Origin of the sequence: Streptomyces sp. WMMC940 (assembly GCF_027460265.1) — a bacterium.
GTDB lineage: Bacteria > Actinomycetota > Actinomycetes > Streptomycetales > Streptomycetaceae > Streptomyces.
Map to the genome: position 1 here is coordinate 4,125,747 of NZ_JAPZBC010000001.1, position 14,895 is coordinate 4,140,641.

Annotated in this window: 13 protein-coding genes; 7 read left to right on the forward strand and 6 right to left on the reverse strand. The window is 72.5% G+C overall.

All coding sequences use genetic code 11. The features are described 5' to 3' along the window. Positions 1 to 81: 81 nt before the first annotated feature. On the forward strand, positions 82 to 1,473 hold the full coding sequence (locus O7595_RS18190; RefSeq protein WP_269729705.1) for a M1 family metallopeptidase: 1,392 nt from the start codon (positions 82 to 84) through the stop codon (positions 1,471 to 1,473). Positions 1,474 to 1,611: 138 nt separating this feature from the next. On the opposite strand, the gene O7595_RS18195 is transcribed toward O7595_RS18190, so the two are convergent. Further along, positions 1,612 to 2,187 (reverse strand): TerD family protein, encoded by a 576-nt coding sequence (locus O7595_RS18195; RefSeq protein ID WP_269729706.1) that lies wholly within the window; start codon positions 2,185 to 2,187, stop codon positions 1,612 to 1,614. A gap of 148 nt (positions 2,188 to 2,335) precedes the next feature. Here O7595_RS18195 and arfB point away from each other — a divergent pair, with 148 nt between their 5' ends. After that, entirely contained in the window at positions 2,336 to 2,770 is a 435-nt protein-coding gene (arfB, locus tag O7595_RS18200) for an alternative ribosome rescue aminoacyl-tRNA hydrolase ArfB (protein ID WP_269729707.1), read from the forward strand. Between the two features lie 202 nt (positions 2,771 to 2,972). Here the strand turns inward: arfB and O7595_RS18205 are convergent, their stop codons facing one another. Next, a complete protein-coding gene (locus O7595_RS18205; RefSeq protein ID WP_269729708.1) occupies positions 2,973 to 3,482 on the reverse strand; it encodes a flavin reductase family protein in 510 nt (169 codons plus the stop codon). 408 nt (positions 3,483 to 3,890) lie between these two features. On the opposite strand from O7595_RS18205, the gene cdgB reads away from it, so the two are divergent. Together cdgB and O7595_RS18215 are read left to right on the forward strand one after the other, a co-directional pair. Further along, a complete protein-coding gene (cdgB, locus tag O7595_RS18210) occupies positions 3,891 to 5,600 on the forward strand; it encodes a diguanylate cyclase CdgB (protein WP_269729709.1) in 1,710 nt (569 codons plus the stop codon). A 134-nt stretch (positions 5,601 to 5,734) separates the two neighbouring features. Then, complete coding sequence (locus tag O7595_RS18215) at positions 5,735 to 6,703, forward strand: carbohydrate-binding protein (protein ID WP_269729710.1); 969 nt, start codon at positions 5,735 to 5,737, stop codon at positions 6,701 to 6,703. Positions 6,704 to 6,838: 135 nt separating this feature from the next. Here the strand turns inward: O7595_RS18215 and O7595_RS18220 are convergent, their stop codons facing one another. From O7595_RS18220 to O7595_RS18230, 3 genes are all read right to left on the reverse strand, one after another. Continuing rightward, on the reverse strand, positions 6,839 to 7,765 hold the full coding sequence (locus O7595_RS18220; protein ID WP_269732528.1) for a 1-phosphofructokinase family hexose kinase: 927 nt from the start codon (positions 7,763 to 7,765) through the stop codon (positions 6,839 to 6,841). 119 nt (positions 7,766 to 7,884) lie between these two features. Beyond that, on the reverse strand, positions 7,885 to 9,021 hold the full coding sequence (gene nagA / locus O7595_RS18225) for an N-acetylglucosamine-6-phosphate deacetylase (RefSeq protein WP_269729711.1): 1,137 nt from the start codon (positions 9,019 to 9,021) through the stop codon (positions 7,885 to 7,887). Next, positions 9,021 to 9,971, reverse strand: a complete 951-nt coding sequence (locus O7595_RS18230; RefSeq protein WP_269729712.1) for an ROK family protein — start codon at positions 9,969 to 9,971, stop codon at positions 9,021 to 9,023. The genes nagA and O7595_RS18230 overlap by 1 nt, the downstream gene beginning before the upstream one ends. 159 nt (positions 9,972 to 10,130) lie before the next feature. Here O7595_RS18230 and O7595_RS18235 point away from each other — a divergent pair, with 159 nt between their 5' ends. The 3 genes from O7595_RS18235 (at position 10,131) to otsB (ending at position 12,877) form a co-directional block, all read left to right on the forward strand. Then, a complete protein-coding gene (locus tag O7595_RS18235) occupies positions 10,131 to 11,408 on the forward strand; it encodes an ABC transporter substrate-binding protein (protein ID WP_269729713.1) in 1,278 nt (425 codons plus the stop codon). A gap of 316 nt (positions 11,409 to 11,724) precedes the next feature. After that, positions 11,725 to 11,964: a DUF3263 domain-containing protein gene (locus tag O7595_RS18240; protein WP_269729714.1), complete on the forward strand. Its 240-nt coding sequence runs from the start codon at positions 11,725 to 11,727 to the stop codon at positions 11,962 to 11,964. 61 nt (positions 11,965 to 12,025) lie between these two features. Further along, a complete protein-coding gene (otsB, locus tag O7595_RS18245) occupies positions 12,026 to 12,877 on the forward strand; it encodes a trehalose-phosphatase (protein WP_269729715.1) in 852 nt (283 codons plus the stop codon). A 197-nt stretch (positions 12,878 to 13,074) separates the two neighbouring features. Here the strand turns inward: otsB and O7595_RS18250 are convergent, their stop codons facing one another. Further along, a complete protein-coding gene (locus O7595_RS18250) occupies positions 13,075 to 14,580 on the reverse strand; it encodes an alpha,alpha-trehalose-phosphate synthase (UDP-forming) (RefSeq protein WP_269729716.1) in 1,506 nt (501 codons plus the stop codon). Between the last annotated feature and the right edge of the window lie 315 nt (positions 14,581 to 14,895).

Here is a 14,895-nt window from a genome sequence, read left to right on the forward strand (position 1 = left end):
GGAAGGGCGCGGTGCGCCGCACGTGCGGCAGAGCACCGCACCGCCTGACGGAGTCGGACATTCCACACATAGGATCGCCATGTGGACCAGCGATGCCTCCTCCGTGCCCTGGCGCCCGTCGCCGCCCTCCTCGTGCTCACGGCTTCCGCCTGCACGGGGAGCGGCGCCGGTGGCAGGCCTGGAGCCGCGGGGCTGGGCGACCCGTATTTCCCCGGCCAGGGCAACGGCGGCTACGACGTACAGCACTACGGCCTCGCCCTGGACTACGACCCGAAGCCGAACCGGCTCGGCGGCACCGCGACCATCACCGCTCGGGCCACCCAGGACCTCAGCGCCTTCAACCTCGACCTGCACGGTCTGACCGTCGACGGCGTGACCGTGGACGGCGCACCCGCCGAAACCGTCCGCTCGGGCGACGAGCTCGGCGTCCGCCCGCGCGAGCCCGTCGCCGAGGGCAGCACCTTCAGGACCGTGGTCCGGTACTCGGGCAGCCCGAAGGCCGTGAAGGACCCGGACGGCTCCGAGGAGGGCTGGCTGAAGACCGAGGACGGGGCCCTCGCGCTCGGCGAGCCGCAGGGCTCGATGGCATGGTTCCCCGGCAACCACCACCCCAGCGACAAGGCCACGTACGACGTCACCGTCACCGTGCCGCAGGGGCTCACCGCCGTATCCAACGGGGAGCTCAGGTCCCGGCGGCCCGTGGCCGGCGGCAGCAGGACCGCGTTCGCGTGGCACTCGCCCGAGCCGATGTCGAGCTATCTCGCGACCGTCGGCGTCGGCGAGTACGACGTGAGGACCTCACGCCCCGCACGGGGCGTGCCCGAGTTCACGGCGGTGGACAGGACCGTCGCCGCGCAGAGCGAGAAGGTGCGCGCCCGTATCCCCGAGGTGCTGCAGTGGGCGCAGGAGAACTTCGGCCCGTACCCCTTCTCCTCCACCGGGGCGATCGTCGAGCGCGCGGACGATGTGAACTACGCGCTGGAGACGCAGACGCGGCCCGTGTATCCGGCCGGCGCGTTCAACGAGGAGTTCCTCGTCCATGAGATGGCCCACCAGTGGTACGGCAACTCGGTCTCGCCGAAGGCGTGGAAGGACGTGTGGCTGAACGAGGCCTTCGCGACGTACGCGGAGTGGCTGTACGACGAGGACTTCAGGCACGTTCCGGCGCGGGAACGCTTCGAGAAGGAGTTCGAGGACGACGGCAACTGGGCCTTCCCGCCCGCCGACCCGCCGACGGACGACCTCCTCGGGGCACCGGTGTACGGGCGCGGGGCGATGGTCCTCCACAAGGTCCGGCAGGCGATCGGCGATGACGCGTTCTTCGCTCTGCTGAAGGACTGGCCGCAGGAGCACCGCCACGGCAACGCCTCCACGGAGGACTTCACCGCCTTCGTGGAGGAGAGGACCGGCGAGGACCTCACGGAGCTGTGGGACGTGTGGCTGTACGGGGACGGCAGGCCCGCGAAGCCGTGAAACCCGCCGTCCGCCGCACCCGCACCCGCCGGCCGCACCCGCAGCCGTCGGCCGTTTCCGGGGCGTGAGGTGCCGAAGGGGCGTGAGGTGCCGGAGGTCCCGGCCGGGACGGCGGACGGGACCTCCGGGGCGCGTGTGTCAGACGTTGACGCCGAAGTCCTGGGCGATGCCGACGAGGCCCGAGGCGTAACCCTGGCCGACCGCGCGGAACTTCCACTCCGCGCCGTTGCGGTACAGCTCGCCGAAGACCATGGCGGTCTCGGTGGCGGCGTCCTCGCTCAGGTCGTAGCGGGCGATCTCCGCGCCACCCGCCTGGTTCACGATGCGGATGTAGGCGTTGCGCACCTGGCCGAAGTTCTGGCCGCGGTTCTCGGCGTCGTAGATGGAGACCGGGAAGACGATCTTGTCCACGTCCGCGGCGAGGCCGGAGAGGTTGACGTTGATCTGCTCGTCGTCGCCGCCGCCCTCGCCGGTGCGGTTGTCGCCGGTGTGGACGATGGACTGGTCCGGCGTGGACTTGTTGTTGAAGAAGACGAAGTGGCCGTCGGAGACGACCCTTCCGCCGTTGTTGACCGCGATCGCGGAGGCGTCGAGGTCGAAGTCGGTGCCGGTGGTGGTGCGGACGTCCCAGCCGAGGCCCACCGTGACGGCGGTCAGGCCCGGTGCCTCCTTGGTGAGCGAGACGTTGCCGCCCTTGGACAGGCTTACAGCCATGGGGAGGTCCCTTTCCTGGTCGAGTGCAGTGCGGTCGGGCTTCGTGCTTCCCGAAGCTACCGTCACCGTCCATAACGCGGACCGTATGCCACCAGGTTCCCCGCGGTCCGTGAAAAGAAAGTGACGCGGGTCGTCCATGGACGCGACCATGGGACGTATGTCCGGGCCATATCCCATCCGCGGCTCGGTCTCCCTGCCGGAGGCCGAGCTCATGTGGCGTTTCTCGCGGTCGTCGGGTCCCGGCGGTCAGCACGTCAACACGAGCGACTCCCAGGTGGAGCTGCGCTTCGACCTCGCGGCGACGGAGGCACTGCCGGACGTGTGGAAGGAGCGGGCGCTGGAGCGCCTCGCGTCCCGGCTGAACGACGGCGTGATCAGCGTCCGGTCGTCGGAACACCGCTCCCAGTGGCGGAACCGGGAGGCGGCTGCGGTCCGTCTGGCGGCGCTCCTCGCGGAGGCCAGTGCTCCGCCGCCGCGACCGCGGCGGCCCACGAGGATTCCCCGCGGCATCAACGAACGCCGCCTGCGGGAGAAGAAGCGCCGGGGGGAGACCAAACGAGGCCGGAGCGCCCGCGACTGGTGACCGGGGCGAGCCCGTCGCCCGGTTCCGCCCCGGACCGTCTTCGGTCCCGGCCCACCGGAGTTCCCGAGCCCCGTCGCCCGCCGCCGTACCGGGCCCGCCTTCCGGTCCCGCGCCCGCGGCAGGGGCCCCGCGCCCTGCCCGGGCGCGACCTGCGGCCCCGGCCGGACGGCCTCCGACCCCTGCCCGCCTGAGCCGCAGCGCGTCAGCCCAGGTGCCGGTAGCGCCCCCGGAAGTAGGTCAGGGGACCGCCGTCCGAGCTGGGCAGGCCCGCCTTCAGGACGCGGCCGATCACGAGGGTGTGGTCGCCGGCCTCGACGCGCTGCTCGGTGCGGCATTCGAGGACCGCCAGCGCCCCGCCGATCAGGGGTGCGCCGCACAACTCCCCGCGGGCGTACGGGATGTCCTCGAAGAGGAGCCGGTCGCTGATGCGTCCCTTCATCGAGAACCGCCCGGCGATGTGCCGCTGGCTCTCGGACAGCACCGACGCGCCCCACGTGGGCTGTTCGGCCAGCAGGTCGTCCATGCGCGAGCCGTTGCGCAGGCTCACGAGGACCAGTGGCGGGTCGAGCGAGACCGACATGAACGCCGTCGCGGTCATACCGACGTCCTCGCCGCGCGGCCCGTCCTCGGTCAAGGGCGGTTCGTGCGCCGTGATCAGCACCACTCCGGCGGCAAGCCGGGACATCGCGGCACGGAACTCGTCGTCGCTCACCCCCTCAGCATGGAGGATGGTCGCGGAACTCGGGGTGGGACTCGTCTGTGGCACGGTCGAACGCTAACCTCGTCCCGCGCTGCGGCACATCGGGCCACAGGACCAGCCGGGTCCTAGGACTCCGGGCCGGGGGCACGCCCGGTCGGCCGGCGGCCGGACCCCCGTCCCGCTCTCCCCGGCGGCTGTCCGGATTTGCGTTCAGGAAGGACGGAAGACCGTAGCGGCGCATGCGATCCCCATCATCATCTGTTGTGACTTGAGTCACAGAGGCCGGTATTTGTTGACCCTGTGTACCGGGTGGACAGCTCGCTGTGATTCAGTGGCGGGGACACTGCACCGAAAGGGTGCACCAGCGAAGTCGATGAGGAACCTGGAGTCAGCTGTTCGAGGTCTCGGGGAGAGCGAGCGATGGAGACCGAGTCGGAGCCGTACGTCCGTCTTGCGACCCTGAGGCAGCTGCATCAGGTCGTGGCGAACCTCAACACGGCCCGCAGCCTGGCGGACACGCTGCAGACCGTCGCCGACGGCATCGTGGCCGGCCTGGGGTACGAGCTGGCATGCGTCAATCTCGTACGCCCTGACGGGGATCTCGTCGTCGCCGCCTTCGCCGGGAACACCGCGGCGGAGGCCCTGATCACCGGGCGCGTCGGCTCCCGGACCTCCTGGGAGCGCCGGCTCGGCATGGGTGAGGCCTGGGGCGAGTTGCGCTTCATACCCCACACCGAGGGCTGGGTGCTGCTGGAGGACGACGTTCCGCAGTGGTACACGGAAGGGCCCGAGCCGCGCTTCGAGGGCGAGTGGCACCCCCAGGACCGGCTCTACGCGCCGATGTACGCCTCGGGCGGCGGACGTGAACTGCTCGGCGTCATCTCGGTCGACAAGCCCCGCAACGGACGCCGTCCGGGCGCATGGGGTCAGGAAGCGCTCCAGATGTACGCGTCACAGTCGGCGATTGCGATAAGCAACGCCCGGCTCCGAGCAAACATGCAACGCGCGTTGGTCCGTCTGGAGCGCGAACAGCAGGCCCTGCGCGCCAGCGAGGAGTCGTTCCGGCAGGCGTTCGAGTACGCGCCGAGCGGCATGGCCATCGCGGAGATGGGCGGCGACCAGCACGGCCGGCTGCTCCGCGCCAACGACGCCCTCTGCCGGCTGCTCGGCCGTCCGGCGTCGGCGATGCGCCGCTACTCCTTCGCCGATCTCGTCCACCCCGAGGACATCGGTACCCTGCTGCGGACCTCCGCCGAGGGAGGCCGCGCCGAACTGCGCCTCGGCCGGCGCGACGGCACGTACGTCTGGGTGTCGCTGCGCAACTCCGTCGTCGCCGACACCGCCGACGGCCCCCGCTTCCTGCTCACGCACGTCGAGGACATCGAGGAGCGCAAGCGGCACGAGCTCCACCTCGCGCACCGGGCCAGCCACGACGCGCTGACCGGCCTGCCCAACAACGCCGAGCTGCGCGCCCGGCTCAGCGCCCGGCTGTGCGAGCGGCCCCAGGGGGTGCGACAGGAGGCCGGCCGGACCCTGGACGTGCCGGACTACCCGTACGGCGACTACGCGGACGGGGGCTACGGCGAGAACGGCTACGCGGGTGGATACGGCGAGGGCGACGCCGACGGCGCCTTCCGCGGCGACGGATTCGACTTCGACGGGCCCGGCATCCCCTACGACCATCATGTGCACGCCGTCGCTCCCGCCGGGGACGGTGAGACCGACGACGGCACGAAGGGCCTCGCCGTGCTCTTCTGCGACCTGGACGGCTTCAAGTCGATCAACGACCGTTTCGGGCACAACACCGGCGACGCCGTCCTGATCGAGGTCGCGCGCAGGCTCACCACCGGTGTGCGGGACGGGGACACCGTCGCCCGGCTCGGAGGTGACGAATTCGTCGTCCTCGCCGACGGCCTCGGCGCCGCCGACGCCGCCGACCTGGCCGTTCGCCTGCGGAACGCGATCATTCCGCCGATCCGGGTGGACGGGAGGGCGGTCCGGGTCGGGGCGAGCTTCGGGATCGGTTGGGCGGTCTGCGGCATGTCCGTCGAGGAGGTGCTGCAGTCCGCCGACCAGCGGATGTACATCGAGAAGCGGTCCCGGGCCAAGGTCCACAGACGCGCCGGATAGGGGTCCCCGCACGCGTCGGACCACAAAAGCGGGGGAACCGGCCGGGCCCCCGGCGCCGTCCTTGGAGTAGCTCAGACGGGGTAGGCTCGGCCGGTCGGCGACGGCTGGCGAGCAAGGATAGGAGTGACCCAGGGATGACGGCCGGGAACAACGGCGCGAGCAAGCCCGAGGACGACGATCCGTTCGGCTACCTGTACGCGGACGGGCAGCAGGCGGGCTCCTCAACTCCCCGCCAGGGCGGCTACGGCTACCCCGGTCCGGCCGCCCAGCCCGGTGTGCCCAGGACGTCGTACAACCAGGTCAGAACGGTCGGCGAGCGCCAGTACGGGCAGCAGCAGGCCGGGCAGCAGTACGGCCAGGTCCCGCACCAGCCGCAGTACGGCCAGCAGCCCAGCCCCCAGTACGCGGCGCCGGAGACCTACCCCGGCGGTGCCCCGACCCGCCAGGTCCCGATGCCCTCGGACGGCGGAGGCGGCCGGAGCCGCGGGCCGAACACCAGGGGCCTGCTCATCGGCGCGGTCGCGGTGGTGGCCGTGGTGGTGATCGGCATCGGCGCCGCCCTGTGGACCAGCGGCGGCGACGAGAAGGACGACCCGCGGGCCAACCCGGGCAACACCGCGCCCGCCGACGAGGTGGGACCGAGCGACGAGCCGTCCAAGGACTCCGAGGAACAGCCGGCCGAGCTGCCGAAACAGGACGCCGCGACGCTCAGGCTCGGCCCGCCCGCGGCGCTCGCCAAGGACATCAAGGGGGCGAAGGGCGCCGACGGTGCCTACGTGATGTTCAACGGTCCGGGCGGTTCGGCCAGCTGGTCGGTGGACATCCCCTCCGACGGCGCGTACACGCTTTTCATCACCTACAGCGTCCCGGGCAAGGATGCGAAGACCTCGCTCACGATCAACGACGGGCAGCCCCGTTCGATCAACATGTCGAACTTCGCGCAGGCCAAGGAGGGCGACTGGGAGAAGGGCTGGACCCGCACCTACGCCTACGTCAACCTCAAGAAGGGTGCGAACACCCTCAAGATCTCCTGCGAGCAGGGCGATCAGTGTGAGGCGCTTCTCGACCAGGTGTCCCTCAAGCAGGGACAGGTCCGGAGCTGACGGCACCGACTCGGGGCTTACGAATGACTGTGACGCCTCCCCAGCCGCCGGTGGTGTTGCACTTCGCGTACGCCGTCGTGAGCTCCGCCTGGGCGGCGGTCGGCGTGCCGACCGTGATCGCCAATGCCGTGCCGGTCACGCCGCCGGGGCGTGCTCCGTCACCGTGATCCGGGGGAGCAGGTCCTCGTAGGAGGCGCGGTCGAAGTCCCCGGCCGTGGGGGCGAGGACGGTGGCCGTGGCGAGCGCCACCGCGCGGGCGAGGCGGTCCGGCCAGGGGAGGGCCTCCACGAGGCCCGAGAGCAGCCCGGCCACGGCCGAGTCGCCGGCGCCGGTGGGGTTGCCGAGGACCTTCCCGGGCGGGGCGGCCTGCCAGATGCCCTCCGGCGTGGCGGCGAGGATGCCGTCGGGGCCCAGGGAGGAGACCACGGTGCGGGCGCCGCGGCGGCGGGCGGCGTGCGTGGCGCGCAGCGGCTCGCGGGAACCGGTGAGCTGGGCCAGCTCGTGGGCGTTGGGCTTGACCAGGTCGGGGCGGGCCGCGATGCCGCGGCGCAGCGGTTCGCCGCTGGTGTCCAGCAGGGCCGGGACCCCGGCCGCACGGGCCCGGCGGACCAGCTCGGCATAGGCTCCGACGTGGATGCCCGGCGGGAGGCTGCCGCACAGCGCGACCGCTTGGGCCTTGCGCAGCAGCGAGTCGTACGTGGTGAGGAGCGCGGCCCACTCCTCGGGCGTGACCGTCGGGCCGGGTTCGTTGAACTGGGTGGTGTCGCCGGTCGAGGCGTCGACCACGGCGAGCGTGCGCCGGGTGTTCCCGGCGACCGGCACAAGCGCGTCGCGCACGGGGAGCCCGGCCAGCCGATCGCGCAGGGTCTCGCCGTTGGGGCCGCCGGCGAAACCGGTGACGACCGCCTCGTGGCCGAGCGCGGCCAGCACCCGGGCGACGTTCAGCCCCTTGCCGCCCGGGCGTTCGTCGACCTCGGAGACCCGGTGGGAGCCGTGCGGCACGAGGGAGGGAACGCGGTACGTCAGATCGAGGGCGGTGTTCAGCGTGACCGTGAGGATCACCGTGACACCCCCTGAGCATGCGTGCGCCTTCGCCGGACGGGTTCTGATCATGCCAAAAACCGGGCGGTTGGCCCAGTCCCCCGTACGCCGACCGCCTCCGACCCGCCGCGCTCCGGCCGTTATGGCTCGACCACCCACGCGCCCTTGCGCATCACGCCCTTGAGCATGAAGTCGGCGTCCAGCACCACGAGATCGGCGTCCTTGCCGGGCTCGATCGACCCCACCCTGTCGTGGACGCCCAGCAGCCGGGCCGGGTTCGCGGAGATCGCCCGGACGACGTCCTCGACGGACAGCCCGTCGACGGTCGCGGCCCGGCGGAACGCGGTGTCGAGGGTGAGGGTGGAGCCTGCGATCGAGCCGCCCTCCACGAGCCGGGCGACGCCCTCCTTGACCTCGACCTCCAGCGGCCCGAGGTGGTAGACGCCGTCGCCGAAGCCCGCCGCGTCCATCGCGTCCGTGATGAAAGCGACCCGCGCGGCGCCCGCCCGGTGGAAGGCCAGCTCCAGGGCCGCCGGGTGCAGATGCGTACCGTCGTTGATCAGCTCGACGGTGACCCGCTCGTCCTCCAGCAGCGCGGCGATCGGCCCGGGTGCCCGGTGGCCGAGGGCGGGCATGGCGTTGAAGAGGTGCGTGGCGACCGTGGCGCCCGCGTCGATCGCCGCGACGGTCTGCTCGTAGGTGGCGTCGGTGTGCCCGATCGCGGCGATCACGCCGTGCTCAGCGAGCAGCCGTACGGACGCGATCCCGCCGGGCAGTTCGGTGGCGAGGGTCACCATCCGCGCGGTGCCGCGGGCGGCGTCGAGCAGCTTGCGCACCTCCGCCGGGTCGGGGTCGCGCAGCAGTTCCCCGCTGTGGGCGCCCTTGCGGCAGGGCGAGATGAACGGGCCCTCGAAGTGGATGCCGGCCAGGTCGCCCTGTTCCACCAGCTCCGAGAGGAACCCGGCGCGGCGGGTCAGGAAGTCCATGTCGCCGGTCACGGTGGAGGCGACCATCGTCGTGGTGCCGTGCTCGTGGTGGGTGCGTACGCCGGTGAGCACGTCCTCGGCCGACCCGGAGGTGAACGAGGCCCCTCCGCCCCCGTGGTTGTGCATGTCCACGAAGCCGGGGACCAGCCAGTGGCCGGACAGGTCGACGCAGGGGGCGTCGGTGGGGGCGTTCCCGGAGATCCGGGTCCCCTCGACGGTCACCCGCCCGTTCTCGACGACCCCGGTGGGCAGCACCACCCGGGCGCCCGTGAGAACCATCCGGTCGGCCATCAGCCGGTTACCTCCGTGGTGAGTGTGTCGGGCGTGTCGAGCTGGTCCCAGGCGAGGAGCGCGGCGCCGAGGCAGCCGGCGGTGTCCCCGAGGGCCGCCGGGACGATCTCGGGCAGCTTCTGGAAGGTGACGCGTGCCTCCACCGCGGTCCGCAGTGGTGTGAACAAGGTTTCTCCCGCCTCCGCCAGCCCGCCACCGACGATCAGCGTCCGGGGGTCCAGCAGCGTGAGGGCGGTGACCAGGCCGTCGGCGAGGGCGTCGACCGCCTGCTGCCACACCTGTGCCGCGGCCCCGTCCCCGGAGGCGACGGCCTGGGCGCAGTCGGCCGCGTCGGCCTCCGGGTCGCCGCTCGCAGCCGCCCACGCGCGGGACACGGCCGAGGCGGAGGCCAGTGTCTCCAGACAACCGCGCCGGCCGCAGCCGCACTCCGGGCCACCGGGCCGGACGACGATGTGGCCGATCTCGCCGGCGCAGCCGTGCGCGCCCTCCTCGATCGCGCCGCCGATGCCGATGGCCCCGGCGATGCCCGTGCCGAGCGGGACGAACAGGAAGCGATCCGTGCCGCGGCCCGCCCCGAGGCGGCCCTCCGCGAGCCCGCCGGTGCGGACGTCGTGGCCGAGGGCGACGGGTACCCCGCCGAGCCGTTCGCGGAGCAGCGCGCGCAGGGGGACGTCGCGCCAGCCGAGGTTGGCCGCGTAGACGGCGACGCCGTTCGGGGTGTCGACGATGCCGGGCACCGCGACACCGGCTGCCACGGCGCTTCGGCCGTACCGCTCCTCGCCGTGGGCGCGCAGCTCCGCGGCGAAGCCGAGGGCGGCCTCGACGACGGCCTCGGGCCCGCGCTCCCTGCCGGTCGCCCGGCGTGCCTCGTACAGCAGCGTGCCGTCCGCCCCGACGAGGGCGGCCTTCATCCCGGTGCCGCCCACATCGAGGGCGATGACGTGTCTCACGCGTACAGTCTCGCGCGTCGGACCAGAAAAGGTCTAGTCCACTACTCGGATTGTTGCGCGTGCATACAAAGCGGTGACCGGTCCCGTTTCGCAATCGTCCGCAGTGTGGTGTAGACCTCTACCTCCAAGGATCAAGCACAACTAGGTGGGGAACACAGCGTGCAGCGGCGCTACATCTCTCTGGTGGCGGCGGGGGTCGCACTCGGTACGACGATCGCCCTGACGGGGTGCGGCAGCACAGGGGGATCGGACGACGTGACCCTCCGGCTGGTCGCCGCCGACTACGGGAACGGCGCGGAGGACTCCTCGCAGAAGTACTGGGACGAACTCGCGGACCGGTTCGAGGCGGGCAACCCCGGCGTCACGGTCGACGTCGAGGTCCACTCCTGGAAGGACGTCGACCGCAAGGTCGCCGAGATGGTGGCAGACGGCGACGCCCCGGACATCGCCCAGATCGGCGCCTACGCCGACTACGCCAACGAGGACAGGCTGTACCGCGTCGACGAACTCGTCACGATCCCGACGCAGGCCGACTTCCTGCCGGAGCTGAGCGAGGCGGGCCAGACCGAGCGGGTGCAGTACGGCCTGCCGTTCGCGGCCAGCACGCGGCTGCTGTTCTTCAACGAGAAGCTGTTCGCCGACGCCGGCGTCGAGGCCCCGGCCGACTGGTCGCAGCTGCGCGCCGCGGCGGAGCGGCTGAAGGCGCGCGGGGTGAAGTACCCTTTCGCCCTGCCGCTGGGCTCCGAGGAGTCGCAGGCCGAGACGATGATCTGGATGCTGAGCGGGGGCGGCGGTTACCGCGACCGCAACGGCGGCACCTACGACATCGACTCCGAGCAGAACGTCGCCACGTTCACCTGGCTGAAGGACAACCTCGTCACCCCCGGGCTCACCGGACCCGTCGCGCCCGGGAAACTGGACCGCGCCCAGGCCTTCGAGGCGTTCACCCGAGGCGAGGTCGGCATGCTCAGCGGCCATCCCACCCTCATGCAGCAGGCCGAGAAGAAGGGCATCCGGGTCGGGATGGTCCCCATGCCCGGCGTGGACGGCAAGGCCCGGGCGTCGATGGGCGTGGCGGACTGGATGATGGCGTTCAAGCAGAACGGCCACCGCAAGGAGATCGGCCGATTCCTCGACTTCGCCTACAGCGACACGAACGTCCTGGAGTTCTCCGGCCGTTACGACATCCTCCCGGTGACGGTGAGCGCGAGCGAGGCCATGGCGGCGGACGGCAGGCACAAGCGCCTGTGGAAGTTCCTCGAGGCGCTCCCGACGTCCGAGCTGTACCCGTCCGGCGAGATGTCCTGGGCGAAGGTCAGCGCGAGTGTGAAGCGGAACATCGGCGACGCCGTCGCACCGCAGGGGGACCCGGCGACGGTGCTGAACCGGATCGCGAACGACGCGGCGAAGGCGGAGAGCGAGGCGGACGCGGAATAGCGCGGGCGGGGCGGTCCGGGCCGCGTCCCGGACCTCGTCCGTGGCCGAGGTCTCGGGGCGGCGGTGCGGTCCGCGGTCGGTCCCCGTGGCTTCCGCTCGGCGAATGCCGGCGAGTGGGGCGAACGCCGGCGACCGGGGCGGGCGGGGGGTCGGGGAGCGGATCGTGTCTCCGGGCGGGGCGGGGTTCCGGGACGGGCGCGTGCGGCGTCGCGCTCCTGCCGGGCGCCGGGTGTGCGCCCGGCGCGGAGAAGTCTGGCCGGAATCACCCGTTCGCCGGGGGCACTGCGCTGTCCGGGGGGACGGTTATGTTGCTGATATGACCGACGACCTCGACGACCTCCCCGGGCGGGACCGCGCCGTGCTGGCCTTCGAGCGGGCGTCGTGGGCCGGGCCCGGCGCCAAGGAGCGGGCGATACGGGAAGAGCTCGGTATCTCCCCCACCCGCTACTACCAGCTCCTCAACGCCCTCCTGGACGACCCGCGAGCCCTCGCTCACGACCCCGTGACGGTGAACCGTCTGCGGCGGGTCCGGGAAGCGCGGCGGGCGCGGCGGTGACGCGCCGTGGAGATCGCCGCGCGCCGTAGCTGAGCGGGGGCCGCGTCGATAGGGTCGGACCATGGGCAGCTATTCCAACGCACTGCCGGAACCGACCACCGCCGCCGGCCGCGAGGGGCTCGCCGCGGTCCTCGAACGGCCCTCGGACAGCGTGGTCGCACTGGATTTCGACGGGACGCTGGCGGAGATCGTCCCGGATCCCGAGCAGGCGAGGGCGCATCCCTCGACGGTGCCCTCGCTGGCGCGACTCGCGCCGCTCGTGAGGTCGGTCGTCGTGGTGACCGGTCGGCCGGCCGGGGTCGCCGTCCGGTACGGCGGGTTCGCCGGCATCGAGGGTCTGGAACACCTCGTCGTCCTGGGGCACTACGGTGCCGAGCGGTGGGACGCCGTCAGCGGCACCGTCCACGCCCAGCCCGAGCACCCGGGCGTCGCCGCGGTACGGGCCGAGCTGCCCGGCCTCCTCGACTCGATGGGGGTGTGGCAGGGCACCTGGATCGAGGAGAAGGGCCGCGCGGTCGCCGTGCACACCCGCCGCGCCGACGACCCGCAGGCCGCGTTCGAGGCGCTGCGCGAGCCGATCGCCGATCTCGCCGCGCGCCACGGACTGATCGTCGAACCCGGCCGCCTCGTCCTCGAAGTGCGCCCGCCGGGCGTCGACAAGGGCATCGCGCTCGCCGAGTACGTCCGCGAGGTGAACGCTTCCGCGGTCGTCTACGCCGGCGACGACCTCGGTGATCTGGCCGCCTTCGCCGCCGTGGAGAAGCTCCGTTCGGACGGAGTGCCCGGACTGCTCCTCTGCAGCGGCGGCGAGGTCCCCGAACTCGCCGAGCGCGCCGACCTCCCGCTGCCCGGTCCCGCCGCCGTCGTCGCGTTCCTCGCCGCCCTGGCGGACCGCATCGACCCCCGAGGTTGAGGATCGACCGGTTGCCGCGTCCGCCCAGTCGGCTCGGGCCGCCGCCCCTGCCCGACGTGGCACCGGTCGCCGCCGGTGCGGGGCGGAGCCCGGCGCGGGCCCGGTCGCGCTCGTACAGCGGGGGGTGGAGCCCGTTACGGGCAGGGGCGGGTGCGCGTACGGGAGCGGCGCGTGCCGCCGGGCCCACCCGCCCCGTGTCAGTCCGCCTCCGTGACGCCCTCGTCCAGCGCCTCCAGCGCGTGCAGCTGGTCCAGGAACCACTGCTGCGGTGGCAGCGCGGTCGCCGCCGCGGCCAGGCGCTTGCTGCGCTCCGCGCGTTCGGTGTCCGGCATGGACAGCGCCCGGTGGAGTGCGTCGGCGGTGCCCGTCACGTCGTACGGGTTCACCACCAGCGCGTCGTCGCCGAGTTCCGCGTACGCGCCCGCCTCGCGCGACAGCACCAGCGCGCAGCCCGCCTCGGAGACGACCGGGATCTCCTTGGCGACGAGGTTCATCCCGTCGCGGATGGGGTTCACGAGGGCGACGTCGGCCATCCGGTACGCCGCCAGCGAGCGGGCGAAGTCGTCCTTGACGTGCAGGAGCACCGGGGTCCAGCCGGGCGTGCCGTACCGGGCGTTGATCTCCTCCGCGACCCGGGAGACCTCGGCCGTGTAGTCGCGGTACACGGCCAGGTCCTGGCGCGAGGGGTAGGCGAAGGCGAGGTGCACGACCCGCTCGCGCCATTCCGGGTGCTCGTCCAGCAGGGTGCGGTACGCGAGCAGTCCGCGCACGATGTTCTTGGACAGCTCGGTCCGGTCCACGCGCACGATCGTCCTCCGGCGGTCCGGTCCGCGCTCGTCGCCGCCGATCTGCTCGCGCAGCGCGGCCATGCGCTCGTCCACGTCCGCCCTGCGCGACCGCTCCCGCAGGAAGTCCGCGTCGGCGCCCAGGCCGTGCACCCCGAGCTCGGTCCGCCGCCGGCGGTGCCCCCGCAGCCGGTACTCGAGGCTGGGCGGCCCGTCCTTCGGCCAGTGCGGGTCCACGTCGTGGTCGGCCAGGACCCGGTGGCAGCAGTCCTGGAAGGCGCCGAGCCACCGCTGGGTCAGGAACCCCAGCCGGTTCGCCCCGAGCATCCCGAGGAGCAACTGCTCGGCGATGTCGTCCGGGAGCATCCGGAAGTACTCCGGCGGGGCCCACGGAGTGTGCGAGAAGTGGCCGATGCGCAGATCGGGCCGCAGGTCCCGGAGCATGCCCGGTACCAGCGCGAGGTGGTAGTCCTGCACCAGTACGGTCGCGTCCGGGCCGGCCGACTCGGCCAGGGCCTGCGCGAAGGCCTGGTTGTACGCCTCGTACGCCACCCACTGGCGCCGGAACCCGGCGTCGAAGACGGGCTCCAGCGGTGTCTGGTAAAGCATGTGGTTGACGAACCACAGGACCGAGTTCGCGATGCCGTTGTACGCGTCGGCATGCACGGCGGCGTCGATGTCCAGCATCCGCACGCCCGGTTCGCCGATCCCGCGCCGCACCGCCTCGCGGTCCCCGTCACCGAGTGCGGAGCACACCCACAGGGCGTCCGCCTCGGGGCCGATGGCCGACAGTCCGGACACCAGTCCGCCGCCGCCGCGCCGCGCGTCGAGCGTGCCGTCCTCCCGGAAGGCGTACGTGACCGGGCCCCGGTTGGAGGCGACGAGAACTCTTGCGGCGTGCTCGTGCTCAGAGACCATGTCGCGAAACCTAGCCCTTCCTGGAACCGCTCAAACGTACGGCGGACTCCGTGGCCGGAGACCGCCGGAGATCGTCGGAGACCTGCCCACGACCGTTGGCCGCGGCCGGTGACCGGCTGCGCGCCGCCCCGGGGGACCACCGGAGACCGGCCCGGGACACGTGCGCCCGGTCCGGGGCCGCCGGTTCGGCCCAGGGCAGGCGGTGTGCCTGGTGGTCCGGTCACTCGCCGGGCCCGGACCTGCCGCCCGGCGGGGACCGTCGGGGGCGGGCCCGGACGGCCGACCGGGCCCGCGTCTCCCGGAGACGGTTTCGGA

What these genes read in the sequence shown, in the direction of transcription:
- O7595_RS18195 (WP_269729706.1), bottom strand. Translation starts at nt 2,187, where the DNA reads ATGGCTGTAAGCCTGTCCAAGGGCGGCAACGTCTCGCTCACCAAGGAG.
- otsB (WP_269729715.1), top strand. Translation starts at nt 12,026, where the DNA reads ATGGGCAGCTATTCCAACGCACTGCCGGAACCGACCACCGCCGCCGGC.
- O7595_RS18215 (WP_269729710.1), top strand. Translation starts at nt 5,735, where the DNA reads ATGACGGCCGGGAACAACGGCGCGAGCAAGCCCGAGGACGACGATCCG.
- O7595_RS18250 (WP_269729716.1), bottom strand. Translation starts at nt 14,580, where the DNA reads ATGGTCTCTGAGCACGAGCACGCCGCAAGAGTTCTCGTCGCCTCCAAC.
- O7595_RS18240 (WP_269729714.1), top strand. Translation starts at nt 11,725, where the DNA reads ATGACCGACGACCTCGACGACCTCCCCGGGCGGGACCGCGCCGTGCTG.
- arfB (WP_269729707.1), top strand. Translation starts at nt 2,336, where the DNA reads ATGGGACGTATGTCCGGGCCATATCCCATCCGCGGCTCGGTCTCCCTG.
- nagA (WP_269729711.1), bottom strand. Translation starts at nt 9,021, where the DNA reads ATGGCCGACCGGATGGTTCTCACGGGCGCCCGGGTGGTGCTGCCCACC.
- cdgB (WP_269729709.1), top strand. Translation starts at nt 3,891, where the DNA reads ATGGAGACCGAGTCGGAGCCGTACGTCCGTCTTGCGACCCTGAGGCAG.